Source organism: Sulfidibacter corallicola (assembly GCF_017498545.1).
Taxonomy (GTDB): Bacteria; Acidobacteriota; Holophagae; order Acanthopleuribacterales; family Acanthopleuribacteraceae; genus Sulfidibacter; species Sulfidibacter corallicola.
Genome location: NZ_CP071793.1, coordinates 5,199,193 through 5,224,811 on the forward strand (window position 1 = coordinate 5,199,193; position 25,619 = coordinate 5,224,811).

The 25,619-nt window shown below is 63.2% G+C and carries 13 protein-coding genes; 4 read left to right on the plus strand and 9 right to left on the minus strand.

Features of this window, described 5'->3' with window-relative positions; translation table 11 throughout:
* Nucleotides 1-22: 22 nt before the first annotated feature.
* The 8 genes from J3U87_RS15605 to J3U87_RS15640 all read right to left on the minus strand — a co-directional run bounded on the left by J3U87_RS15605 (nt 23) and on the right by J3U87_RS15640 (nt 18,401).
* Nucleotides 23-7,372 (minus strand): type I polyketide synthase, encoded by a 7,350-nt coding sequence (locus J3U87_RS15605; RefSeq protein ID WP_237383981.1) that lies wholly within the window; start codon nt 7,370-7,372, stop codon nt 23-25.
* 38 nt (nt 7,373-7,410) lie between these two features.
* The gene (locus tag J3U87_RS15610) at nt 7,411-9,045 is read right to left on the minus strand and encodes a PfaD family polyunsaturated fatty acid/polyketide biosynthesis protein (protein WP_237383982.1); all 1,635 of its coding nucleotides are present in this window, start codon (nt 9,043-9,045) and stop codon (nt 7,411-7,413) included.
* 1,644 nt (nt 9,046-10,689) lie between these two features.
* A complete protein-coding gene (locus J3U87_RS15615) occupies nt 10,690-11,376 on the minus strand; it encodes a nucleoside monophosphate kinase (RefSeq protein WP_237383983.1) in 687 nt (228 codons plus the stop codon).
* 257 nt (nt 11,377-11,633) lie between these two features.
* The gene (locus J3U87_RS15620; protein ID WP_237383984.1) at nt 11,634-13,112 is read right to left on the minus strand and encodes an AAA family ATPase; all 1,479 of its coding nucleotides are present in this window, start codon (nt 13,110-13,112) and stop codon (nt 11,634-11,636) included.
* A gap of 453 nt (nt 13,113-13,565) precedes the next feature.
* Nucleotides 13,566-14,939, minus strand: coding sequence for a sigma-54-dependent transcriptional regulator (locus J3U87_RS15625; protein ID WP_237383985.1), 1,374 nt, complete (start codon nt 14,937-14,939; stop codon nt 13,566-13,568).
* Nucleotides 14,940-14,991: 52 nt separating this feature from the next.
* Nucleotides 14,992-16,239, minus strand: a complete 1,248-nt coding sequence (locus J3U87_RS15630) for a sensor histidine kinase (RefSeq protein ID WP_237383986.1) — start codon at nt 16,237-16,239, stop codon at nt 14,992-14,994.
* 12 nt (nt 16,240-16,251) lie between these two features.
* Complete coding sequence (locus tag J3U87_RS15635; protein ID WP_237383987.1) at nt 16,252-16,833, minus strand: hypothetical protein; 582 nt, start codon at nt 16,831-16,833, stop codon at nt 16,252-16,254.
* A gap of 134 nt (nt 16,834-16,967) precedes the next feature.
* Nucleotides 16,968-18,401, minus strand: coding sequence for a BamA/TamA family outer membrane protein (locus J3U87_RS15640; RefSeq protein ID WP_237383988.1), 1,434 nt, complete (start codon nt 18,399-18,401; stop codon nt 16,968-16,970).
* Between the two features lie 563 nt (nt 18,402-18,964).
* Between J3U87_RS15640 and J3U87_RS15645 the strand changes: the two genes are divergently transcribed.
* From J3U87_RS15645 to J3U87_RS15660, 4 genes are all read left to right on the plus strand, one after another.
* Nucleotides 18,965-19,387 carry a hypothetical protein gene (locus J3U87_RS15645; protein WP_237383989.1) on the plus strand — a complete coding sequence of 141 codons (423 nt, stop codon included), beginning with the start codon at nt 18,965-18,967 and terminating at the stop codon, nt 19,385-19,387.
* A 343-nt stretch (nt 19,388-19,730) separates the two neighbouring features.
* Nucleotides 19,731-20,882 carry a Re/Si-specific NAD(P)(+) transhydrogenase subunit alpha gene (locus J3U87_RS15650; protein WP_237383990.1) on the plus strand — a complete coding sequence of 384 codons (1,152 nt, stop codon included), beginning with the start codon at nt 19,731-19,733 and terminating at the stop codon, nt 20,880-20,882.
* Entirely contained in the window at nt 20,883-21,164 is a 282-nt protein-coding gene (locus J3U87_RS15655; RefSeq protein WP_237383991.1) for an NAD(P) transhydrogenase subunit alpha part 2, read from the plus strand. It abuts the gene before it with no gap.
* A 12-nt stretch (nt 21,165-21,176) separates the two neighbouring features.
* Nucleotides 21,177-22,601 carry an NAD(P)(+) transhydrogenase (Re/Si-specific) subunit beta gene (locus tag J3U87_RS15660; protein WP_237383992.1) on the plus strand — a complete coding sequence of 475 codons (1,425 nt, stop codon included), beginning with the start codon at nt 21,177-21,179 and terminating at the stop codon, nt 22,599-22,601.
* Between the two features lie 1,089 nt (nt 22,602-23,690).
* On the opposite strand, the gene J3U87_RS15665 is transcribed toward J3U87_RS15660, so the two are convergent.
* Complete coding sequence (locus J3U87_RS15665) at nt 23,691-25,439, minus strand: DUF885 domain-containing protein (protein ID WP_237383993.1); 1,749 nt, start codon at nt 25,437-25,439, stop codon at nt 23,691-23,693.
* Between the last annotated feature and the right edge of the window lie 180 nt (nt 25,440-25,619).

Consider the following 25,619-nt stretch of genomic DNA (forward strand, 5'->3'; position numbering starts at 1 on the left):
CGCTCGATTTCGGTGGGCGGTCTCAGCTAGGCAGCAGGTGGGTTTCCACGTCGCGCATTTCCGCGACCACGTGTCCGCCGTCCTCGAAGACGATGTCGTGAATCGCCTTGTTGGCGCCCACCGCGCGGCTGCGCAGCAAGGCTTTCATGGCGCCGCTGGGCAGCTCGTCCGAGTAGGTCTTCAGCGTACCCACCGAGGTCGGCAGGGTGGCGCCGCCGAGCTTGTGTTTGCCCCACAGCAGCGCCAGTTGCAGGCCGCCGTCGAGTGCGGCCACGTCGGTGCGCCAGCCGCCGTGCCAGCCCTTGGTGGCGGTGCCCACCAGCTCACCGGCGATGCCTTCCTCGGAAACCCCTTCCAGGGAGCGAATCACCTGGAACTCGGGGCCGTGAAACAGAACCTCGCCGTCGTAGATCGGCGCGTCCCAGCCTTGCAGGTTGGCGGGGGCGTCGAGGGTCGAGGGCTTGTCCAGCGAGGGACGCATCTCGGCGGTGGCGCTGTAGTGCAGGCGATCGTTCTCGCCGCGCAGTTCCAGTGCCAGGGTGCAGCCGCTGCCGTTGGCCGTTTGGCGGCAGATCACGTGGAAGCGGTTGCCGCCGTTGGTGTAGCGATCGAGGCGAATGCCGCTCACCACGCGCACGTCGCGAACTTCCGCCAGCTTCAGGTTCGGCCGGAACGAGCGTGCCGCGCGGGCGAACCACTCCAGGACCATCACGACCGGTGCGACGGGCACGCCGCGAATGCTGTGGTCGACCAGGAAGGGATAGGAGCCGGCGTCCACGGCCAGCTCGAGGCGAAGGTCGCGATCGACGCCGCCCATCAGCGAGGTGGCCACGCGCGGTTCGCCACCGATGGTGATCTCCACTTCGTCGGGCGATCCCGACTGAAGTTCTTCCACCATGAAGCGCGCCCCTTCTTCGAGGCCGATGATCGGAATGCCCGCCTTTTGGAAGTGGGCTTTCAGGGCCGGGGAGACCATGCCGCTCTCCCACGGGCCCCAGTTGAACGATTTGACCAGGATGCCGCGGTGGGCGCGTTCGGCGTCGGCGACCTTGTTGAGGACTTCGTTGGCCATGGCGTAGTCGCACTGGCCCTGGTTGCCGCAGCGTCCGGCGACGGAAGAGAACAGCACCAGCGCCTTCAGCGGGTCGGAGGCCGTCGCGGCCAACAGTCGTTGCAAGCCCAGCACCTTCGTGTCGAACACGCGGTTGAACTGGTCCTCGGTCTTTTCCGCGATCAACTTGTCGGCCAGGACCCCGGCTCCGTGGACCAGGGCCGTGATCGGACCCCACTCGCCCCGGACCTCGTCCAGTGCGGTGGTGAGCGCCTGCTCGTCCAGGACGTCGACGGCCAGGTAGCGGGCCTGACCGCCGGCGATGCGGATCTCGCGCTCGGTTTCGCGAATTTCGCGGTTGGCCAGAATCCGCTGTACCCGGCGGTTGAGATCGACCGGGCTCAGGGTTTCGCCGCGGCCGGTCGCCGCTTTCAGCAATGCTTTCTTGAGGCCGGCATCGTCGCGAATGCCGGCGGCTTCTTCCGGTTCCACCTCGAGTGCGGTTCGGCCGAGCAACACGAAGCGGGCCTGGGTGGCTTCGGCCAGCGCGATCAGGGTCTTGGCGGTGACGCCGCGACCGCCGCCGGTGGCGACCACGACCGAGCTGTCGTCCAGAAGCGGCGCACCGGTTTCGACCGTCGCTTCGTGGCTGACCAGGGTCAGGCGCGTGCCGTCGGCGCGCAGGCCGACCTCGTGGCTGGGTCCGCCGTTGAGCAGCTCTTCCAGCAGGGCCTTGGCCAGTTCTTCCGGATTGCGGTCGGCGCGCTCCAGATCGATCGCCTTGCATTCGGTGCGGTTCCATTCGATCGCCGCGGTTTTCACGAGGCCGGTCAGGCCGCCCAGCCAGGCGCGTTTGCGTTCCGCGCCGCTCAGGCCGAAATCGCCGCCGGTGTCCTGGACGGTGACCAGGATGCCGCCTTTGCAAAGCTTGGGCGCCGCTTTCAGGGCACGGAACGCCTCGCGATTCACCTCGATCGCGGTGTGTTCGTCGGCCGTCTCGCGCAGGCCGCCCAGGAAGATGAGGCCGTCGGCGTCGGCGGGCACTTCATCGACCGCCTTGGCGCCGATGCCGCGTGCTTCGAGGGCCGCCGCCAGCGCTTCCGCCACGCCCAGTCCATCGCGGGTGATGACCAGGTTCCGGCAGTCGCGCAGTTCGGCCATGGCCATGCCTGCCGCGGGCGTTTCTTTCGCGCGCAGGATGAAGCGGCCCACCTCGACCGGTTCCGGCTGCGCCAATTCGGGGAGCAGGGTGACCGATGGTGCGGCCTTGACCGCTGGTGTCGCGGGGGCGGCTACCTCCATGGGGGCCGGTGTCGCGGCTGGTTGGGCCTGGGAGCCGCCCATGTAATCGACGATCTGGGCGAGGGTGCGCAGTTCGGCCATCTCGGCCGGATCGACCTCGGGCAGGTTGGGTTCCGCATCGCGCATGGCGGAGAGGATTTCGACGCGCTTGATGGAGTCGACACCGAGATCGGCTTCGAGATCCATGTCGAGGTTGAGCATGTCGGCCGGGTAGCCGGTCTTGTCGGCGATCACCGTCAGCATCAGCCCTTTCAGGTCGGAGCCGGCCGCGGCGGGTGCCGTCGGTGCGGGTGCGGCCTGTGCGGGGAGGTTGCCGCTCATGTATTCCAGGATTTGCGCGAGGGTGCGGAGCTCGGCCATCTCGGCGGGATCGACCTCGGGCAGATTGGGCTCGGCTTCGCGCATGGCGGAAAGGATTTCGACGCGCTTGATGGAGTCGACACCGAGATCGGCTTCGAGGTCCATGTCGAGATTGAGCATGTCGGCCGGGTAGCCGGTCTTTTCCGCGATGACGGCGATCAGCAGGCTTTCGACCTGAATGCCCGGAGCGGAGACCGGTGCACTGGCCACCGTGGTCTGGGGCATCTGGCGGCCCATGTACCCGGCGATGTCGCCGAGGGTGCGAAGCTCGGCCATTTCACCGGGATCGACCTCGGGCAGGTTGGGTTCGGCCTCGCGCATGGCGGAGAGGATTTCGACGCGTTTGATGGAATCGACGCCGAGGTCGGCCTCCAAATCCATTTCCGCGTTGAGCATGTCGGCCGGGTAGCCGGTTTTCTCGGAGACGACGCGCATCAGCAGGTCGTGGAGGCCGCTCGCCGAGGGTGCCGATCCGGTGGGCGCCGGTGCGGCCGGTGCCTGGGGCAGCCGTGCGCTCAGGTAGTTGGTGATGTCGCCGAGGGTGCGGAGTTCGGCCATTTCACTGGGGTCGACCTCGGGAAGATTTGGCTCGGCCTCGCGCATGGCGGAGAGAATTTCGACGCGTTTGATGGAGTCGACGCCGAGGTCGGCTTCGAGGTCCATCTCCTGGTTGAGCATTTCCACCGGGTAGCCGGTTTTCTCGGCGACGACACCCAGAAGCAGGCCGTGTACGTCGGTCGCGGGTGCGGCCGAGGCCATGGCGGGTGCGCTGGGCGCGACCGCAGCCGGTGCCGCTTGGGTTCCGGTGTCGCCGAGGTAGGCGGTGATTTGGGCCAGGGTCTGAAGCGCGGCCATTTCACTGGGATCGACTTCGGGAAGATTGGGTTCTGCTTCGCGCATGGCAGAGAGAATTTCGACGCGCTTGATGGAATCGACGCCCAGGTCGGCTTCGAGATCCATGTCCAAGCGAAGCATTTCCTGCGGGTAGCCGGTTTTGTCGGCGACCACGCGGAGCAACAGATCCGAGACACCGCCGTTCGCGGCCGCCACTGCTTGCGGCTTGGGTTCGGGCTTCGGGGTCACCGGTTTGGCCGGTGCGGCCTTCGGCGAAGGCGTCACGGCTACCGGGGCGCTCGTGGTTTCGGGAACCGCCGGCCGTGCGGCGCGCGGTGGCTCGACGGGCAGGGCGGGCTCGATCGAGGGGACGACGGGTGCCGGAGGCGCATCCACCGCCTTGGGCTGAAGGCTGGGCATCGATTGCGCGGCGACCGGCGCCGGTGCAAAGGCAGGCCGCGCCGTGCCGGCCTGGGCCTGAACCGAGCTGCCGCCAGCCATGGCGACGAGACTGTGCAGCGCTTGTTCGGCTGTCTGCAGGTAGGCCAGATGGGTATCGGCCATGGTCTGCTGGTAGGTCTCGTGGGCATGGGCGGTTTGTTGTTGCACGTCGCTGTAGGCGGCGAGCCAGGCGTTCATGGCCGCCGAGGGCGCGGCTTGGCGCGGCGCGGGTGCCGGCGATGGTTGCGTGCGCGCGGGCCTCTTCGGCTGGGGATTCGAGAACGCGGGAGTCGTGGGATTCTGGGTCATGGCGAGGTTGGCCTCCGATGCGGCTGCGGGCGAGCGCGGGGGTTCGGGTCGAGATTGGGCAGACGGTGCCGCCGGCTTGGGTGCCGGTGCGACGGGCTCGACTTTGGCGACGGGTCGAACCTCCTTGGGTGCCGGTACCTCCTCGGGATTGGGCTTGGGCAGGCCGGCCGCGCCCCCGGGCGGTGGGTAGGGCTTGTTGTAATTGGCGCCGTTGATTTCGATGGCGACCTTGGGTGCGGCGGCGTCGCGGGGGTTGGGTCGGTCCTCGAAATCGGACCACAAGGCGGCCGGTTTCATCGACACACCGGCCGCGGCCAAACGTGCCAGCGCGCGGTGCCAATGGGTGACCCCGTTGCGGCCTTTGCGGTCTAGCGAGATCGCCAGGTGCGGGCGACCCTCGAGAATGCGGCCCACCAGGCTGGTCAGGACCGAAGCCGGTCCCACTTCCAGGAAGACGCGAATGCCCGCCTCGTACATGGCCTCGATTTGCTCGACGAAGCGAACCGGCTTCGCCAATTGCTGGGCCAGCAGGCGACGCATCTGGCTGGGCTCGCTGGGATACTCGCTGGCTTCGCTGTTGCCGTAGACGGGAATGTGCGGTGCCTTGAAGTCGTGGGACTCCAGGAAGGCGGCCAGCGGCTCGGTGGAGGCGGCCACGATTTCGGAATGGAAGGCGGTGGCGACGGTGAGGCGCTTGGGCCGCATGCCGGCTCGCTTGAAGTGCGATTCCGCCTGGGCGACCGCTTCCTCGGTGCCCGCCAGCACCACCTGCTTGGGCGCATTGTGGTTGGCGACCACCACTTCCAGCTTCTCGCTCTCGATGACCTTGCGGACTTCGTCGATCGTGCTGCTGACGGCGATCATGGCGCCTGGCAGTTTGGCGGCTTCGGCCATCAGCTTGCCGCGTTCGCGCGCGATGGCCAGCACGCTTTCTTCATCCAGGGAACCGGCCGCGTGCAGGGCCATGACTTCGCCGAAGCTGTGGCCGGCGCTGGCGCTGGGCACGATTTCGGCCTGTTCGAGCAGGGCCAACATGGACAGGCTGGCCGCGCCGATCGCGGGCTGGGCCACGTTGGTGCGTGTCAGGTAGGCCTCGCGGGCCTTGCGGGCCTCGTCGTTGAATTCGGGAATCGGGAAGACCGCTTCGTGAAGGGCCTTGCCGTCGGCCAGCGGATGGTGGGCGCTGCGATCCCACACGGCCATGGCCTCTTCGAAGTTCATCGCCAGGTCGGCACCCATGCCGGGATACTGGCTGCCCTGACCGGGAAACAGGAATGCCACCGGTCCGAGCGCTTCGCCTTTCTCGTAGTGGAGCCCGTCCGCACTGTGCAGTGGCTTCTCGGGGTTTTGGCGCACATGGGTCAGCGCCTTGTTCAGCTTTTCGCGCAGGTCCGCTTCGTCCTTGGCGACGACGGCCAGGCGTGTTTCGCTGCGGGTCATGCCTTCCTGGCTGCGACGGGCCAGGAAGCTCAGGTACCCGGGCGTGTCCAGGTTGCCGAGTTCGGCTTCGACGGTCGTCGCCAGTTGGGCGGGCGTCTCGGCGCCGAAGAAGACCCACTCGTCGGGTACCTGGCGCAGGCGCGGTGCGCGCAGTTCCGCACCGGTGTATTCTTCCAGGGCCAGGTGGAAGTTGGAACCGCCGAACCCGAAGGAAGAGATGCCCGCGCGGCGTGGGTGATCGGGACGACGCACCCAGGGCCGTTTTTCCGTGTTCAGGTAGAAGGGACTCTGCTCCAGCTCCAGTTTCGGATTGGGTCGATCGACTTTGATCGTGGGTGGCAGAACCTTGTGGTGCAGCGCCATGACCGATTTGAACAAGCCGGCCGCGCCGGCCGCGGCCTTGGTGTGTCCGATCTGCGATTTCACCGAACCCAGGGCGCACCACTGACGCGATTCGCGCTCGGTTTCGTTGAAGACCATGCATAGCCCGCCGAATTCCGCGGCATCGCCGGCCTTGGTGCCCGTTCCGTGGGCTTCCACCAGCTCGACCGTCTCGGCGCCGAAGCCCGCTTCTTCGTAGGCGCGGCGCAGTGCCTGGGCCTGGCCGGCCGAAACCGGTGCGTAGACACTCTTCGAGCGGCCGTCGGATGAGGAGCCCACGCCGCGCAGCACCGCGTAGATGCGATCGCCGTCGCGTTCCGCGTCGGCCAGGCGCTTGAGCGCCACCATGCCGATACCTTCGCCCAACATGGTGCCGTCGGCCTGATCGGAGAAGGGCCGGCAGTCGCCGGAGGCCGAAAGGGCCGGCGTTTTCGAAAAGCACATGAACATGAAGATGTCGTTCATCGTGTCGACGCCGCCGGTAATGACCAGATCCGATTGACCCGCGCGCAGCTCGTTGACCGCCATCGACACCGCCGAGAGCGAGGAGGCGCAGGCGGCGTCGGTCACGCAGTTGGTGCCGCCCAGGTTGAGGCGGTTGGCGATGCGGCCGGCGATGACGTTGCCCAGCAGGCCGGGGAAGGTGGCTTCCTTCCAATCGGTGTAGTTGCTTCCGATCGATTCCGCGATTTCCTGAACGCGAGATTCGGGCAGGCCGGCTTCGCGCAGGGCCTTGATCCAAACCGGGCGCTGCAGACGCGCCACCATTTCGCCCATGAGCGTCTGGCCGCCCGTGGCGCCGAGAATGACCGAGATCCGACTGCGATCCATGCTCTCGAATTGGCCGTTCGCCGCGTCTTCCAGCACCTGGCGGGCCACGATCAACGCGATCAGTTGGGCCGTGTCGGTGTAGGGCACCAGGCTGGGCGGCACGCCCCAGGTCATGGGATCGAAGACCACGTCCGGCAGGAAGGCGCCGCGTTTGGCGTAGGTCTTGTCCGGCACGGAGGGATCGGGATCGTAGTAATCCTCCACCAACCAGTGAGAGGACGGGACATCGGTAATCAGGTCCTTGCCACTCAAAATGTCACGCCAAAAACCCTCTTTATCCTGCGATCCGGGAAACAAGGCGCTGACGCCGACCACGGCGATGGGTGGAAATTTAGCGTGATCGTTCGACGGCTTCGGATGGGACGGCTCGGGTCCGGGTTCCGAGGGTTGGGATGAAGGGGACGACGATTCGTTCGACGACATAACGGCTCCTTGGAAATGGCTCACCGGTGGGGGCGGGCTCAAGCGGTAAGCGGACGCGGTTGGTAACGGAAGGCCTGCTCGGGCACGGCGACGCCGTAGCTGCGCAGTTGATGGGCTCGAGTCACGACCGCGGCCCCTTCCAGAAGGTTGTAAGCGATTTGAGTCACGGTGCGGTTCTCGGGACGCGCCAAAAACGAGTCGCGCGTCCAGTCGTTGAAGGCGCCCATGGCGGGCCCGCACCAAATTTGATAATCCATCAGGCGATCCGGCGTGCCGGCGATCGCCCAGCGACTGGAGAGACCCAGGTAGGCGCGGAACACCAGCGCCATGCGATGTTTCGGATTGGCTTCCGCCTTTTCCACTTCGCGCGGGTCGCGTTCGGCCCAGAAGTCGCGGGTATCGGCCCAGGCTTGCTCCAGGCTCTTTTTGAAGAAATGTTTTTCCAGATTGGCGCGTTCCTTGGCGGGCAAATCGTCGAGGCCCGGATAGGCGCTGTAGAGCTGGTAGAGTTTGTGGGCGCGAATGCCGAACATGGTGCCGCGTTTCAGCACCTGAACCTCGACGCCCAGCTCGAACATGTCGGCGGCGGGGGCCATGATCACGTCGGCCATGCCGGCACCGGCCAGCAATTGCTTGCCCGATTCCGAGAGTCCGGACTCGATCGCCGCCTGGTTGACCGATCCGGTCAGGACGAAGGCCGCGCCCAGGGCGAAGGCCGCGGCGACCGCGGAGGGGGTGCCCAGGCCACCGGCCGCACCCAGGCGAATGGGGCGATCGTAGCCGTAGCGCGCCATACATTCGGCGCGAACCTCGGCGATGCAGGGGAACAGTGCGGCCAAGGGCCGGTTGTCGGTGTGGCCGCCGGAATCGCTTTCCACCGTGAAATCTTCGGCGAGCGGAAGGTGGCGGGCCAGCTCGGCTTCCTCGGCACTGATCTGGCCGGCGGCGACCAGGTTGTTCAACATGTCACCGGGCGGCGGCGACATGAAGTGACGCGCCGTTTCCGGCCTGGAAATCTTGGCGAACAGGAAATTCTTGCGTTGAATGCGTCCCGAGGCATCGCGTTTCAGGCCGGACACCGCGTAGCGCACCACGTGCGGGGTGAGCTTCATGTAGGCCGAGGCCGATACGCGGCGGACGTCGCGGCGCAGGTACAGGTCGACGACGGCGGCTTCCAGGCGCGGCTCGTTGGGGGAATGGATCAGGTTCGAGCCCCAGGCGGCGCCGATCGGATTCAGCTCGGCTTCGATGCGGTCGAGTGCCTGTTCGATGCGGTCGGGATCCAAACCCGCGGCCCCGAAAAAACCCAGCATCTGCGCCTTGCCCATGGCGATCACCATGTCGGCGGTCGCGATGCCGTTGGCCATGGCGCCGGCCACGTAGGGGAACCGAACCCCGTGCGCTTCCAGAAACGAGCGGTCACCCAACCATTCGGGGAACAGCGCGGGCAGGCTCGCCAAGAGCGGGAAGGTGGTTTGCCGGGACTGAGGTTGGTCGGCGGAAACCGGGGTTCCCCGAAAGCCGAGACCGATGCGGCCCCGGTCGTGTTCGCGCAGAATGAAGACCGGTTCGCGCACGCGCTGCACGGCCTCGGCGATTTGGTGCGGCGCGAAAAGGGGCGGTGTGGGGCCGGAAGCCCAATGGCCGATGTAATGGAACGGGTTTTGGGTCATATGACATAACTCTCAGAGGCGAGGCCGAATTCGGCGTCTCGCGTTGGAAATGATGGAACTCGTGAGCGAGCCGGAAATCCGGCCGCCAGGTAGGCCTCTACGGGTCTCGTGGCACCGAGCGCACATCGAACCACCGGTGTCTTGGAGAGGGGCGGATCGAGAATCGGAAAAGGGCACGAAAGGACGCATCATGAAATGAGAAGCCTTGAAAGGGATGGCAAGTCGGAAAACTTGTAAATCGTATAAACGACTGAATGTGCGGCGTTTAGATAGATCCGTGATAGTTGAATCCGCGTGCATGTCAATGTGGGTTCCTGGAAAAAAGCGATCGAGGGCGAAGCCTGTGAGGGGTGCATTCGCCGGGGAGAAGGCAATCCGGGGCACGGGATGGGACGGGACCGATCCGTGATTCCATATCGTGCACCATTTCAGAAAACCTCAACGCCTTGATCCGACCTGTCACAAATTCGCTATGGTTACCGATTTTTGGGAGTCAGTCAAGGCCGGAAGGAGTGGTGGTGATCCATTCCGCGATGCGGCGTGGAGCGGCGTGGCGCAACGGTTTGAATTGAATGAGGGCTCAATTTTGGGAGGGCGTCGCGTGCTCTGGTGAGCGATACCGGCGAGGTCCGAATCCGACGGACCCGATCGCGCCGAATGTTGGGACCCGTGTGAGCGGTCGTGGCGAGGTGTCAGGTGTCGTGGATGGTCGAGCGCGGTTCGGGGCCATTTGCATCAAACCCATGCTTGGATGGGGGTAGTCCCGGGCCAATCCCGGAGGGATGGCCAGATCCATGTTTGGACCACCATTGATTTAGAACGCGCGCCTCTGGCGCGCCACCAGCAGGCGTCCTGAAGGGACGACACAATACAGCGAAGGGTTAAGGAGCCGGAGGCGACGCAACCCTGGATCTCTGGAGTTCCCGCATCGAGCTCTGAAGGAGCGGGGCTATGAAGACTTCGCGGGGTTAACGTGGGATCGTATGGGCCCATCGCGTGGTTGACGTGGGATCGTATGGGCCCATCGCGGGGTTGACGTTAATTTCGGCAGGCCCTCCGCGGAGCCGCCCCTACAGGGCTGGAGTTCGGGAACCCCAAACAACCAGGGTTGCGTCGGCGCTGCCTCCTTAACCGGATCGCCGGACCGCCTTCGCTGTAATGTATCACCCCTCCGGGGTGCCCGCTGGTGGCGGGCCGTTGGCCCGCGTTTTTATCAATGGTGGTCCAAACATACGGTTGGCCATCCCTACAGGATTGGCCCGGGACCCACCCCATCCATATGGGGGTTTGATGCAGAGGCGCCATCCCTCCAGGATTGGCCGCGAACAATCACCATCCAAGCATCCGGTTGATCACGAACAACGATGATTCCATGCGGGGAAGCGAGAGTGCCCGTCGAACATCCGTCCATAGGAGCATGGGACGTCCGGTCGCACCTTCAGCGCGACCCGGGGCAGGTGCCCGTCCCATGTGGCGTCGTGTGCGGGTGTGGGTTCCGTGACGACATTCGTGCGTGTGAATCCTGTGACGTCCGGTCGCACCCTCGGTGCGATCCGGGCGGGTTCGTCCCGGCCCGGCGAAAAAAACGACGTCACCCGCGCGAGGCGGCAACACGCCCGGAAGCGGGACTTCCGGGCACGTCGGTCAGGCGTTCAATTTTGCCGCGATGGCGTCGCGGACCACGTCGATCGCGGATTCTCCGTCGACGCGAATGAATTTGGCGTTCGGGTTGGCTTCCGCCCAACGCGCCATTTCGTGGACCGATCCCAGCGTGCCGTTCTCTTCGTCGAAGTAAATGTCCAGGCGCTGGTCGATGGCCGCTTCGTCCACGTCGTCCTTGCGCACGCTCAACTTCGCACCGCATTTCCAACAGAAAAGGTCGTCACCCTCGCCTTTCGGGCGAATCGCCTCGATCGCCGTGTTGTTGGGGTGCCCCGCGGGACAGCTACGGCGGCCCATCAGGCGCTGTTTGGCGATGTCGCGCGCCAATTCGATCACCAACACCGCGTCCAGCGGCATGTCCTTCGCCTCGAGGCTCTCGGTCAAGGCCTTGGCTTGGGCCGGGTTGCGTGGAAACCCGTCCAGAATCCAACCGGACTCGCAATCGGGACGGCTCAAACGGTCCAGGATCATGGGGATCGTGATCGAATCGGGAACCAACTCGCCCCGATCGATGTATGCTTTGGCCTCTTTGCCCAGCTCCGTGCCGCCTTTGATGTTTTCGCGGAAAATACCGCCGGACTCCACGTGAGCAAGGCTGTACGTTTTGACCAGGATCGCGGATTGGGTTCCTTTTCCGCTCCCGTTGGGACCAAAGATCAAGACTCTCATTCTTCCTCCAGCATGTCACAACCTTCAAACCTTCGTGCGCACCGGCGTATCGGGGTGGGAGGCACACCGCGCCTCGACATCACCGAACCCGGTTGGCCGGGTAGGGCTCGGAGCGGTCTTGGTCTTGGTTGTCGCTCAAGCGTGCCCCATTCTATCAGGTCTGTGAGGGGGATCAATTCAAATTCGATTGGGGTGATGCAAGGCACGACACGCCAACTTGTTACGTAATTTTGACGACCCCTTGTCGCGCTCGGAGATCAGTTGGCGGGCACGGTGCGCTCCGCCGCCCAGTTGCGCAGCCAGGCGATCTTTTCGGCCATGACCACCGACAGCGGCCGCGTCTTGCGGATTTCCTCCACCAGCAACTCGGTGGTGGGGTCCACGCCGCGTGCCAGCGCCGTGTAGATCGACGCCACCACGGCCTGCTCGATTTCGGCGCCGGAGAAGCCGTCCGAATGACGGGCCAACGCCACCAGGTCGAAGTTTTGCGGGGTCATGTTGCGCCGGCTCAGTTGGATGCCAAAAATCAGGCCGCGCGTTTCCAGGTCGGGCAGGTCGACGAAGAAGATCTCGTCGAAGCGGCCCTTGCGCAACAGTTCCGGCGGGAGCTGGGTCACGTCGTTGGAGGTGGCCACCACGAAGACCGGTTTGGATTTCTCCGACATCCAGGTCAGCAGGGTACCCAGAATGCGGCGCGACACGCCGCCGTCGCCTTCGCCGCCGGCCAGGCCCTTTTCGATCTCGTCCACCCACAGGACACAGGGCGCCATGATCTCCGAGGTATCCAGCGATTCGCGCAAATTGCGTTCGGTCTCGCCGACGAACTTGTTGAAGAGCGCGCTGAAATCGAGGCGCAAGAGGGGCACGCTCCAAAGGCCGGCGATGGCCTTGGCGGCCAGGCTCTTGCCGCAGCCCTGGACGCCGAGCAGCATCACGCCCTTGGGGGCTTCCAGGCCGTAGGCCGCGCCGCCGCCGTGGAACACGGCCTTGCGGTGGGTCAGCCATTCCTTGAGGCGTTTCAGCCCGCCCACATCGCCCATACCGGCGGTATCGCATTCGAAGGAGAGCACCCCGGCCTGGCTGATCAACTGGTACTTGGCTTCCTGGACCATCTTCAGGTCCGAGGAGGTGATGGCCCCGTCGTCGTAAATGGCCTTGCGGGCCAAGCGTTCGGCATCGCTCGCCGTCAGGCCGACCAGGTTGCGGGCCAGCAGACCGATGGCCTTCTTGTCGGCGACCACTTTGCGACCGGCGTTTTGCTGCATCCATTCCATCGCCACGCGGCGAATGAGGGCCAGCAGTTTCGGCTCGTCCGGCAGGCTGAGGTTGAAGCGCGCCGTATGGCCCGCCAGATCCTGGGGGATCTCGATGCGGGGGCTGAGCAGGACCAGGTGGTTGGGCACCTTGTCGTGGGACTGGGCGATCTCGCGGATCAGGCGTACGTTGACGGGATCTTCCAGATAGGGATGAAAGTCCAGCAGCAGGAACACCGAGGGACGGTCGCTCCCGCGGATGTGGCGCAACAACTCGGCCGGCTCGGCCTTGTGGGGTTCCTCGCGCGGGGTTTGGCGGATGGTGCGCAGTCCGCCGGTGACCGACCAGAGCATCAGGGGCTGGCGCAGTTTGCGGGCCAGATCGCCGAAAAGATCGATGGCGCGCTTTTCTTCGAGGCTTTCGATGGCAATCAGCGGTGTCCGGGATTGGACCAACAACAAGAGATCGTTCAAGTCGCTCATGGCAAAGGCAAACTCCTTGGGATCCCAGGCGTGTTTCGGGTGGGCTTGGGGCATTGTAACGCAGTGCCCATCCAGAAACGAGCGCTCATCTGCGCGAGGGAGCCGTCGGCTGGATGGGCACGGTGTCAGGTGTCAGGTGTCAGGTGTCAGGCGTCAGGTGTCAGGAAAGCAGACTTTCAAAACCATACCGGAGATTCGGTGCTGGGGAGGTCCCGTAAGTCGAGAGAGTCATCGTGCCTGTAGGTGGAGCAGCTTGCTCCACCAATCGAAGCGACCCAGTATCGAAGAAAACTAACGTCAAAGGGCGAAGCCCATTGCGATGTTGAAGGGCTGCCGCTGAAATGCGCAGCTCCCCCAGTTCTCGACTATAGAATCGAGCCATGGCGTTCCCGCATCCTGGCAAGACCACCGCACCTTCCAGCCCCGACCGATCCCGCGCGACGGCGCTTCCGATCAGCTTCGGCCTTTCTTGCGCTGGATGCCCAGGCTGGTGATTTTCTGGTGCAGGTAGGAGCGGTTGATCTCCAGGTGCTGGGCCACCTTGACGTAGTTCCAATTGGTGCGAATCAACATCGTCTCCAGGAACTCCTTTTCGCACTGGTTCTTGAAGGCTTTCAACGACATTGGCTTCACCTCGGAGATGCGAATCAGGCCCGAGGCCTCCTTGTTCTCTTCGGCGAAGATGTGCGAGGGCAGGTCCTCGGTGCCGATGGGATCGCCGCCGAAAATGGTGAGTCGCTCGCACAGGTTCTTCAATTCGCGGATGTTGCCGGGCCAATTGTAGTACTGCAGGGCTTCCATGGCTTCGTCGCCCATGCGTTTGGGCCGGATCTGGTGCTCCTTGCAGAAGTGCGACACGTAGTAGGTCACCAACAGCGGGATGTCGGCCTTGCGCGACCGAAGCGGCGGCACCTCGATCGGCAGGCTCGCCAGTCGGTAATAGAGGTCCTCGCGAAACTTCTGCTCGTCGATCATCGCGCGCAGGTCCTGGTTGGTGGCCGCGATCACCCGCACGTCGACCTCGCGTTCGTGGGTGTCGCCGATGCGGCGAACCTTGCCGTCCTCCAATACCCGCAGCAGGCGGGCCTGGAGCTGGTAATCCATGTCGCCGATTTCGTCGAGGAAAAGCGTGCCCCCGTGGGATTCCTCGAACAGGCCCTTCTTGTTCTGACGCGCGTCGGTGAAGGCGCCCTTGACGTGGCCGAACAGCTCGTCCTCGATCAGGTGGACGGGAAAGGCGGCGCAGTTGATCTTGACGAAGGGTTTGCCGCGCCGTTGACTGAGGTGGTGGATGGTGGAGGCGACCAGTTCCTTGCCGGTTCCGCTTTCGCCGGTGATCAGGACCCGACCCTTGGTGGGCGCCACCTTCTGGATCTGGTGCATGACGGCGCGCATCGACGGCGATTCGCCCAACAGGGATTGGGATTGGCTGCGGTTGGCTTCCAATTGACGGATTTTTTCCTGCAGCTCGATTTTCTCGAGGCAGTTGCGCACGGAACACAGAAAGCGTTCGTCGGAGAACGGCTTCTCCACGAAGTCGTGGATGCCCATGCGCAGGGCTTCCAGCGCTTCGCTGATGGTGGCCTCGCCGGAAATGACGATGGTCGGCGGCATGGTGTGGCCCATGTCGCGAATCAGGTCCAGGCCGCTGATACCGCCCAGGCGGATGTCCAACAGGACCAGCCGGGGCGGTTCTCCGGCCAGCAGGTGGGGTCTGGCCTCTTCGGCGGAGTAGACCCCGTGCACGTCGTAGCCCTCGTCGCGCAGCAACGCGGTCATGTGGGCGTGGATCTTTTGGTTGTCTTCGACGACCAGGATTTTGGTCAAGGGATGCCTCCTCGATGTCAGGGGATGTCTTGGGGTCTTGGCGCCGGGCGCATCAATCGGTGTGGATCGCCGCGCTCTCTGGTGGGTTGGCGGGCGCCGCGGCCAGGGGGAAGGTCAGGCGGAAGGCGGTGCCCTCCGGTCCGGAACCCAACAGTTCCAGATCGCCGTCGTGGTCGAGCATGATCTTGCGCGAGATCGCGAGACCCAGGCCCATGCCTTCGCCCACGGGTTTGGTGGTGGTGTAGGGTTCGAAGAGCCGATCGCGGATGGATTCGGGAATGCCGGGTCCGTCGTCGCGGATTTCGAGAATGGCCGATTCGCGGTCGCGCCGGAGGTCGAAGGTCAGGGTTCCCGATGCGGCGTCCAACGCCTTGGCGCTGTTGTTGGCCAGGTTCACCAGGACCTGACGCGTCATGCGGCGGTCGATGTCGACGAGCAGCGTGTCGACCGCCAGGGTCGACGACAGCGTCAGGTTGGACCAGGCGGTGGCGTACAGGTCCTGGAACTCTCCCAAAAAGGCGGTCAGGTCCTCGCGTTTCCGCTTGGGGGCGCTGGTCTTGGCGAAGGATGAGAAGGCGTCGGTGAACTCGCTCAGGCGCGCCAGTTCTTCCGTGATGCTGCGCTCCTTGTGCTCGATGCGGTCGCGCATGTCGCCGTCGCTGGCGCCGTGCGCCAGCCGCACCAGTTGGCGCAGCTCCAAGCGAATCGCCGTCAAGGGCGTGCGCACCTCGTGGGCGATTCGGCGTGACGATTCGCGCCAACCCTCCAGGTTCTCCAGGTACTTGAGACGGCTGCGATCCTTGGCCATGAGCTGCGAAGCCTCTTCGATCATGCGGCCGATGCGGGTCACCAGGTCGCGTTTGGGCGCAACCGGTTCCAGATCGGTGGCGCCCACCGCCAGTTTCTCCAGGTTGTGTTGCAGGACCAGCATGCGCCGCCGAAGATTGCGTTGGCGCCACAGTTGGACGCCGGCGATCATGCACAACGAAAGGGCGAAAAGCACGAACAGCACCCGTTGATAGCGACGCGAGATGGCGCCGCGGTTGGCCAGCAGGACCTCGCGATGGGCCAGCAAACCCTGGGTTCGTTCGAATTGGGCGCGGTAGGTCGCTTCCCGCTCGGGTTCGTATTTGCTCAGCTTTTTCTGGTTCTGGATGGCGATCGAAAGGACCTCGTTGACCTCCGGATCCAGGGCGAGCTGAATCCATGGATCGGACAGGCCGCGTTGCGAGATCTGGAAAAACAAAAGGCAGGCGCCCATCATCAGGCTCAGGCTGACCAGGTGTTCTTTGAAGGCCATGCCGTCCTCCGATCAGGGTCGCTCGCGGCCGAACGTTTCCGTCCAGCGCCATTTGTAAGTGACCACCGACTGCCGTTCGATGCTGGTGGTCATCAGCACGCGGAAAATGCCGTTGCCGCCGTTTTCGGTGGACGTGGACTCGCGGTTCCGCGTCCGGCTGATCTGACCGCGTTGGGCGGCGTCGGGAACCTCGGCCAGGTTGGCGAACCAGGCTTGGGTCTGGTGCTGTTCCGCTTTGGAAAAGGGAATGACCCGGCAGGTGACCTTGACCGTGAGTACCCGGTTCAGGTGTTCGGCGGACAGCGCGTAAATGCGCAACGGCACGCGGTCGAACCACTGACGGAGCTCGTCCAGGTTGGCCAGGGAGACGTGGGACACGGTGCCGCCCGGCTCGAATTTGCGAACCAGCAGCAGCTCTTCCCACACGTCGTAACGGATTTCGATCAACGAGACGGCACTTTCCTTCGAGACACCGCGCAGTTCGGTCTCCAGCTCGATCGACGTGGTGAGGCCCGAGAAGAGTCGGCGCTTGAAATCGTCGTCGGCCAAGACCCCGGGGGGTACGTGCAACGTGATAAAGCGCTGATCTTCCATGATGAGGGCCGGTTTCTCCAAGGGCCGCCAGATCATGAGCAGAAGCAGGAACACATTCATGGTGTCGATAGATGAAATCCTCTCGCAAAGATAAATGATACAAGGTGCCGTGTCACCGCGATTCGGAGGCGGATTCAAGGTCTTTGGATGATTTTCTCCTCCGTCGCGTAGCGGGCCGAAAGGCGTACCAGTCCCCAGGCGTTGCGAAAGGCCAAAGCCAGCTCGGCGCGCGAGAAATGTTCCTCGCGCTGGATTGACGGTTCGGGATCGAATTTGCGGAGAACGTGGCCAAGGGTGCCTTCGAGGCGCAGGTCTCCGTATTTGCGGGTGTTGTTGCGTCCCCACAGATCCAATCCGGCGCCTACGTCCAGGCTGCCGGCCTTCTCGATGGGGAGGATGAACGGGGTACCGCTCTCGTCGGCGCGGTACAGGATTTCCAAGCGTTCCATGAAATTCCAGCGTTGGCGCCACAGGTGGTAGCGCGATACTTCGCTGCGCAGGAAGGTGCCGCGGGAGTCGAGGCCGCCCAGCGGATCGAAATTGGTGTCGAAGGTATTGGAGGTGCCGAACTCGTCCTCGAGGGTTCGGGAATCCGCCAACTCCTGAAAGGCGAAGTTGCTCTGGCTGCGGAGGTACTCGAGCTTGGTCTGGAAGCGGGTGCCCTGGGTCGGTAGGACCGAATCGTTGGTGGTGTCGTAGAGCCAACCGGCGGAAAGGGTGAGTCGCTTTTCTTCGATGCGGTCCGTGAAAAAGTCGGCCAGTTGGTGGAACTGGGATTCCTGGAAGCGATCGGCGTTCACCAGAATCCAGCTCTGGTTGCGCAGGGGCCAGGCCATGGCCAGGGTCACGGCTGGCTCGCGCCCGATCTCGGTGGTCAGGTTCTGGCGGGAAATGGGATCGAAATTGTGGACCTCGTGGTCCTGAACCCATTGCACGTTCAGGTTCAGGAACACGTTGCGACCGAAGAGGTTGTAGTGACTGAAGCCGAAATCAACCGGTTTGCCGGGGGCGAAATCCATGCCGTCGCCGCGGTTGGCGAGATGGAGGGTGGCGTAGACCAGGCCGAAACGGCCCACGAACCAGCGCCCACCGAAGGCCAGATCGTTGCGGTCGCGTTCGGTGCGGTCATCGACGGGAATGCTGGGGATCAGCGACGAATCGGCCGCTTCCGACGAGATGTCGTTCACCTGCTCCGGCTGATCGAACTCGAAGCGGTCGTAACTGAAAAAAACCGCCTTGCTCTCCCAGACGCGGATGACCAGGAGAAAGGTACCGTACCGGTCGCCCCGTTCCAGGGACAGTTCCACGTCGAGCACGAACGGGAGGCGCTTGATGCGCGATTCGGCGAAGCGAAGCCGGGATTCGGAATAGGCCTGAGTGGCTTGGAGCCCCGACTCCTTGATGAGCAGATCGGCGGACACCAAACGGTTGCCGCGTACCTCGATACCCGAGAGCTGAAAGCTGGGGCGCTCCTGGCGGAGCTGGGTCTCCTCCGCCCAAACGAGCGGGGCCACGCCCAGGAAAAGCAGGCTCAGCAGAAGGTGTCGAATCGATGCTCGGTGGTTCATTCGGACAAATCCTAGAGGAATCGTTTCATCATAACGCGATTGAAGGAGCAATACACGAGCCAATCGAGGCCTTGGCGACCACGCCGGTCCAAGCGTCGAATCTCGTTCGCCGGTCCGGACAACCTCAAATTTTTCAGACCTGTGCCGATTCCGATCGACGGCGGGCGTTCGATGGGTGTCGCGTCGCCCGAGTCGCGGTCCGTTCGGTTTTCCTAACGGCGCCAATGGCCCGTTTGCCAAAACCAACCAAAACCGGCCACGGGCAGGGGCGACCTTTTTGCGAAATCGCCTCCGCATCCCGCTGCAAACCTCGAATCGGGTTCGCTTCACGGAATCCTGGACCAAAAAGTCTCCCGCGCGAACGGGATCCTGTGGTGAAATGGTAGAGGTGGGTAGGTGGTCAAAAGGTGGTCGAGCGGGATGTGCGCACTCGTCCAATGGTTGGAGTGCAGGCTCCGGGACTGGAATCTGAAGTGTGCGATCGGGTTGGATGCGGGGCAATCGGCAACGCACCGCCGGGAATCGCGCCACTTTGGTGGAAAACCCCAGGGGTGAGGTGGATCATGATGCACATGCGCTTGCGGCTGCTTACGTTACTCTTTGTGGGACTGGCCGGTGTGGCGGTCGTCGCCCAGGAATCCGACGGTACCGATGGGTCGCAGGCGGTCACCCAGAGCGAAGACCTCGATGCGACCAAGAGACAAATCAAGAAGACCACGATTACCTTGCTGCGCGATCAGGTGGCCACGCGCGACAAGACGATCGGCGTCCTGGAAGATCATCTCGAATCCCACCGAGACATGATCAAGCAGCTCGAGGACGAGCTGACCCAGAAGGACAAGGAAATCGCACGCCTGGAGAAACTGCTCAAGTTTCAGAAGTCGCTGACCAAGTTCCAGGAAGGCCAGATCAACAAATTGCGCGAGATCGGCGACGAACAGCGAACCCAGATCGAACAGCTCAACGAACTGACCGGCACTCAGTGACGGAAGCCGTTGCCGCGATGCGGCTTGATCGGCGAATGTTTTTGTTTGTAATGCGTTGGGTGTTGTCTGCTATGATGTTTCCTGTTTCGTTCTTCCCTTTTCATATCGTCCCGCTCGCGTCACGCGAATGGGGGACGCCGTTCCTGTCGCTCGTCGACCGGGTCTCGCACCTTGGATTCGCGACCTAGGTCGGGTCTCCTCGCCATCGACTCCGCCGCCTCGATTCGGGCTCTTCGCGAGCCGGGGTCGCACTGCGGCATTTCGTGGTGCCGGGAGTGCCGACGCCGAGGACATGCAGACGCGACCGACGACGATCCACAAGATCTCAGGCGGAGCAACGCATATGGCGCAACTATTTTTTCCAAAAGAAATTCGCGATCTGGAGCATCGGATCGCGGCCACCCCCGAAACCGTCAAAAAACTCATTGCCGCCGGCTACCAGGTCAGCGTGGAGGCCGGCGCGGGCGAAGGCGCCTTCATCAGCGATGACAATTACACCCAGGCCGGCGCGACCGTCGGCGATGACCTGAAATCCCTCTACGAGGCGGCCGATATCGTCGTCAAAATCCAGGCACCCCAGCATCATCCGGGACTGGATGTCCACGAGGCCGAGCTGTTGCGCGAAGGCAGCACCCTGGTCGCCTCCATCGTGCCGCAAAACGCGTTGGACGCGGTTCGCATCATGATGGATCGCAAGGTCAGCGCTTTTTCGATGAACCTGATTCCCCGCATCACCATCGCCCAGAAGATGGATACGCTCAGTTCCCAGGCCAGTCTGGCAGGCTACAAGGCCGTGCTCCTGGCCGCCAACCAACTCGGCAAGTACTTTCCGCTGTTGATGACCGCTGCCGGCACCATCACGCCCTCCAAGGTCGTGATTCTCGGGGCGGGCGTGGCCGGGCTACAGGCCATCGCGACCGCACACCGGCTCGGCGCCAAGGTGGAAGCCTTCGACATTCGCGCCGTGGTCAAGGAACAGGTGGAGAGTCTCGGCGCCAAGTTCATCGACATTCCGGTCGAGGATGCCGAGGACGCCGGCGGCTACGCCAAGGAACAGAGCGAAGCGGCCCAGGAACGGCAGCGCAAGGAACTCACCAAGCGCCTCGCCAATGCCGACGTGGCCATCACGACCGCGCTGATTCCGGGACGACCGGCGCCGTTGCTGATCACTGAAGAGATGGTGGCGCAGATGCCCGCCGGCTCGGTGATCGTCGACATGGCGGTGGAACAGGGCGGCAACTGCGCCCTCAGCGAGCCTGGCAAAACCGTTGTAAAAGAGGGCGTTACCATTATCGGTGAGCTCAACATCCCCAGTTTGGTTCCAATCCACGCCAGCCAGCTCTATGCCCGCAATGTATTGAATTTTTTCACGCACCTGACTCACGAAAAAGAATTCCAAATCGATACCGAGGAGGCCATCACCGATGGGTCTTTGCTGACCCATGAGGGCGAGTGCCGCCACGAGCTGACTCGGTCGCTGCTGGAGGAGAACTAGATGTCTACCCTGCTGATCGGCATTTACGTCTTCGCGTTGGCCGTCTTCGTCGGCTTCGAAATCATCACCAAGATTCCACCCACCCTACACACGCCGCTGATGTCGGGTGCCAACGCCGTATCCGGCATCACCATCGTGGGCGCGCTTTCCTGTGCGGTCACGCTGGAAATATCCACCGCCAACCTGCTCGGGCTCGCCGCGATCGTCTTCGCGACCGTCAACGTCGTCGGCGGTTTCATGGTGACGGATCGCATGTTGAAAATGTTCAAGAGCAAGAAATAAAGGGGTTGTTCGGTGAATACGGTTGTCGCTCTCATCTATCTGCTATCTTCGATCATGTTCATCCTCGGCCTCAAGATGTTGACACGCGTGAAAACCGCGCGCCGAGGCAACATGCTGTCCTCCAGTGCCATGCTGCTCGCCGTGTTGGCGACGCTGCTCGACCTGGGCGAGGTCAACTACACCTTCATCATCGCCGGTCTGGCGATCGGTGGCGCGATCGGCGCCCTGATGGCGATTCGGGTCCAGATGACCGAAATGCCGGAGATGGTGGCGTTGTTCAACGGGTTCGGCGGCGGCGCCTCGGCCCTGGTCGCCTCGTCCTTCATGTTCGAGCGCGCCTTCGGCAAAGAGGGATCCCTGGTGGAACTGCTCGCGCTGGACACCACCATCACGTTGTTCATTTCGATCCTCATCGGGGCCGTGACCCTGTCGGGGAGTTTGGTGGCCTTCGGGAAGTTGAAGGGCCTGGTTTCGGGTCAGCCGATTCTGTTTCCGGGGAACAACCTGGTCAACCTGGTGTTGGTGGCCAGCATTCTGTTCATGGTGCTGTACCTGATTCTGTTTGCCACCAATCCCAATCAGATCCTGTTGATCAGCATGATGGTCATCGCTTTTTCGGGATTCCTGGGGGTCTTGTTGGTGACACCCATCGGCGGGGCCGACATGCCGGTCGTGATCTCGCTGTTGAACTCCTATTCGGGCCTGGCCGCGGCGGCGACCGGATTCGTGCTGGCCAACAACATGCTGATCATCTGCGGCGCCCTGGTCGGTGCTTCGGGTCTGATTTTGACCCAGATCATGTGTAAGGCCATGAACCGTTCGCTGGCCAACGTATTGTTCGGCGGCTTCGGCGTCGAAGACACCGCTTCCAGCGGTCCGGGCAAGGACGAGGCCTACCACAGCGTCAAGTCCTGCGGGGCGGAAGAGGCGGCCATGATCTTCGAATCCGCGCGCGACATCATCATCGTGCCCGGATACGGTTTGGCGGTGGCGCAAGCCCAGCACGTCACCAAGGAACTGGCCGACCTGTTGATCGCCAACGGCGGCAACGTGCGTTACGCGATCCACCCGGTGGCGGGCCGCATGCCCGGCCACATGAACGTGCTTCTGGCCGAGAGTAACGTGCCTCACGAGCAGTTGTTCGATTTGGATCACATCAACGACGATTTCCAAAATGCGGACATCGCCCTGATCCTGGGAGCCAACGACGTGGTCAACCCGGCCGCGACCAAGGACCCCAACAGCCCGATCGCCGGGATGCCGGTCCTCAAGGTCTGGGACGCCAAGACCGTGTTCGTGGTCAAGCGCAGTCTCAGCCCGGGTTTCGCCGCGATACCCAACGATTTGTTCAACTACGAGAACAACATGATGCTGTTCGGCGATGCCAAGAAGATCCTGACCGAACTGGTCCACGAGCTGAAAGAGATCACGGATTGAGATCCACGCCCCGCCCGTCCGGGTGGGGCGTGATCCTCCAAGGATCCACCACCGGTGGTGGCAAAGGTGTGATCGGACGTACGATGTCTCCCGCGAACGGATGTCGGCTGGGGACCTTCCCTGAAGCCGACGTCGCATGGGATGGATACCTGCCCTGGGCCGTGCTGGAGGTGCGACCAGACGTGCCATGTTCCTATGGACGGATATTCGACGGGCACCCTCGCTTGCCCGCATGGGTTGATCGATGTTCGTGATCAACCGGATGCTTTGATGGTGATTGTTCACGGCCAATCCTGGAGGGATGGCGCCTCTGCATCAAACCCCCATATGGAAGGGGTGGGTCCCGGGCCAATCCTGTAGGGATGGCCAACCGTTTGTTTGGACCACCATTGATAAAAACGCGGGCCAACGGCCCGCCACCAGCGGGCACCCCGGAGGGGTGATACAGTACAGCGAAGGGTTAAGGAGCCGGAGGCGACGCAACCCTGGTTGTTCGGGGTTCCCGGACCCCAGCCCTGGAGGGGCGGCTCCGGGAAGGGCCCACCGGAAGGGACGCCAATCCCGCGCTGGTTCCACCGGATGGTACGTCAATTCCGCGCTGGCTCCACCGGATGGTACGTCATTTCCCCGAAGGTCTTCGTAGCCCCGCTCCTTCAGAGCTCGATGCGGGAACTCCAAACAACCAGGGTTACGGCGCCGTTCCGGCACCTCACCCTTCGCTGTAATGTGTGACCCTTACAGGGTCCCTGCTGGTGGCGCACCGGAGGTGCGCGTTTTTATCAATGGTGGTCCAAAGATGGGGTTGGCCATCCCTTCAGGATAGGCCCGGGACGGCCCCCATCCACGCAGTCGTTCGATGGAGACCTGGCCATCCCTTCAGGATAGGCCCGGGACGGCGCCCATCCCCGCAGTCGTTCGATGGAGACCTGGCAATCCCTTCAGGATAGGCCCGGGACGGCGCCCATCCCGGCAGTCGTTTGATACAGACCAGGATAGGCCCGGGAGACCCCCATCCAAACATGGGACTGCGGCGCTTGCGGATGTCCCAAGCCTTGGTCGCGGCCCACCCTTGTGGACGGGCCGCCCACCCTACGGTGCCGTTTGGTTGGTTTTGTTGACCTCGATGAAACGATCGATTTCGCGCTCGAGGATCGGCATCGGCACGCAGCCGTTCGCCAACACCGCGTCGTGGAACTGGCGTCGATCGAAATGCACACCCAACTCGCGCTCGGCTTTCTCGCGCAGGGCCTTGATCTTCAACTCGCCGATCTTGTACGAAAGGGCTTGGCCCGGCCAGCAGATGTAGCGGTCGGTTTCGGTGGTGCACTCGTGGATCGAGAGCGCCGTGTGCTTGGCCAGGTAGTCGATCGACTGTTGACGGGTCCAACCCATGGCGTGAATGCCGGTGTCCACCACCAGGCGGCAAGCGCGCCACATCTCGTAGGTCAGCCGCCCGAAGTTGCTGTAGGGGTCCTGGTAGAACCCGGCCTCCAGGCCCAGCCACTCGCTGTACAGCGCCCAGCCCTCGCCGAACGCCGAGAGATAGAGGTTGCGGCGGAACGCCGGCAGTTCCGACAGCTCTTGGGATAGCGCCGATTGGAGGTGGTGACCCGGCACCGCTTCGTGCAGCGTCAGAGCCTCCAGCACGTACAGCGGCCGGCTCTCGAGGTTGTAGGTGTTGACCCAATAGGTACCCGGACGGGTGCTCTCGATCGAGGCGGGCACGTAGCGCCCGCCCGTATAGCCCGGCGCCAGGTAGTCGGGAACCGGCTCGACCCCGTAGGGTTGGCGCGGCAGGGTCTTGAACAGGCTGGGCAGCTTGCCGTCCATTTTCTTCGAGAGGTAGGCCGCCTCTTTCAACAGCTCCTCGGGCGTTTTGGCGTAGAAGCGGGGATCCGTGCGCAGGAAATTGAGGAACGCCGCGAAATCACCCTCGAACCCGGTTTGCTCGATGACTTTCAGCATCTCGGCTCGGATGCGCTTGACCTCGGCCAGACCCATCTCGTGCACGTCCTTGGGATCCAGGTCCAGCGTGGTGTAGCGGCGAATGACGTGGCGGTAGTAGTTCTTGCCGTCCTCCATCTGGGAGGCGCCGATGGTTTTGCGCGCGCCGGGGATGTAGGTCTCGTCCATGAATTTCAGGAAGGTGCGATAGGCCGGGATTACGTGCTTGCCAATGGCCGCCTTGCCCGCCTTGTCCAGGCGCGCGCGATCGGCTTCCGAGACCGTGGCCGGGAACGACTTGAACGGCGCGTAGAAGGCGCTCTCGGTGGGATCCTCGAGCACGTGGGCACTGATGGTTCCCGAATACTTCGACAGCGCCTCCTTGGGCAGGGTCCATCCGCGTTTCAATCCCATGCGCAGCAGGTCGATGTGCTCGCCGAAATACGCCGGCATCCGTTCAAGACGGGCCAGGTAGTTTTCGTAATCTTTGGTGTTGCGGAACGGCGCGATGTCGGGCAGGCCGACCATCTCGATGTGGAACCCGTAGTCCGACGTCAGCGTCAGGGCGTAGCCGCCCAGGTCGAAGTCGCGAATCTCGTCCTCGAGCAGGTCGCGAAAGATGTCGGCGCTGATGCGCTCCTGGTGGGTCAGTTCCGCGGCGGGAATGGCGTCGAGCCGGGTCAGGAAACCGTGTAGGTCGGCGGTGCGGCGTTTCAGGTCGGCCAGCTTCATCGAGGCCAACTTGTCGTTGTGATCGTGAATGCCCTGATGGGTGGCGAAAATCGGATACTCGCGGGCGCGCCAGTCGCGCACGTTGTCGAAAAGGCGATTGAGTTGCTCACCGGCCGGATCGGCGGCGGAAAGGACCAGGAACATGTACATCCATAGGTTCATCAGCGTAGCCTCACTTCGAATCGGTTGTTCTCGACCATCCTAACAGCCATCTGATATATCAGGGAAGCCCCAAAAGGGGCGATACCTTGATTCTCGCTAAAAAAGAATATGGCTGCTTCTTCAGCCAGCCCGTTTCTGAAGGGGCACCGGTTCGTGTCCATCCAGAAATGGACTTGTTGT

Coding starts and splice junctions, on each gene's coding strand:
- J3U87_RS15605 (WP_237383981.1), bottom strand. CDS start 7,372: ATGTCGTCGAACGAATCGTCGTCCCCTTCATCCCAACCCTCGGAACCC.
- J3U87_RS15610 (WP_237383982.1), bottom strand. CDS start 9,045: ATGACCCAAAACCCGTTCCATTACATCGGCCATTGGGCTTCCGGCCCC.
- J3U87_RS15640 (WP_237383988.1), bottom strand. CDS start 18,401: ATGAACCACCGAGCATCGATTCGACACCTTCTGCTGAGCCTGCTTTTC.
- J3U87_RS15650 (WP_237383990.1), top strand. CDS start 19,731: ATGGCGCAACTATTTTTTCCAAAAGAAATTCGCGATCTGGAGCATCGG.
- J3U87_RS15645 (WP_237383989.1), top strand. CDS start 18,965: ATGATGCACATGCGCTTGCGGCTGCTTACGTTACTCTTTGTGGGACTG.
- J3U87_RS15630 (WP_237383986.1), bottom strand. CDS start 16,239: ATGGCCTTCAAAGAACACCTGGTCAGCCTGAGCCTGATGATGGGCGCC.
- J3U87_RS15620 (WP_237383984.1), bottom strand. CDS start 13,112: ATGAGCGACTTGAACGATCTCTTGTTGTTGGTCCAATCCCGGACACCG.
- J3U87_RS15615 (WP_237383983.1), bottom strand. CDS start 11,376: ATGAGAGTCTTGATCTTTGGTCCCAACGGGAGCGGAAAAGGAACCCAA.
- J3U87_RS15635 (WP_237383987.1), bottom strand. CDS start 16,833: ATGGAAGATCAGCGCTTTATCACGTTGCACGTACCCCCCGGGGTCTTG.
- J3U87_RS15665 (WP_237383993.1), bottom strand. CDS start 25,439: ATGAACCTATGGATGTACATGTTCCTGGTCCTTTCCGCCGCCGATCCG.
- J3U87_RS15655 (WP_237383991.1), top strand. CDS start 20,883: ATGTCTACCCTGCTGATCGGCATTTACGTCTTCGCGTTGGCCGTCTTC.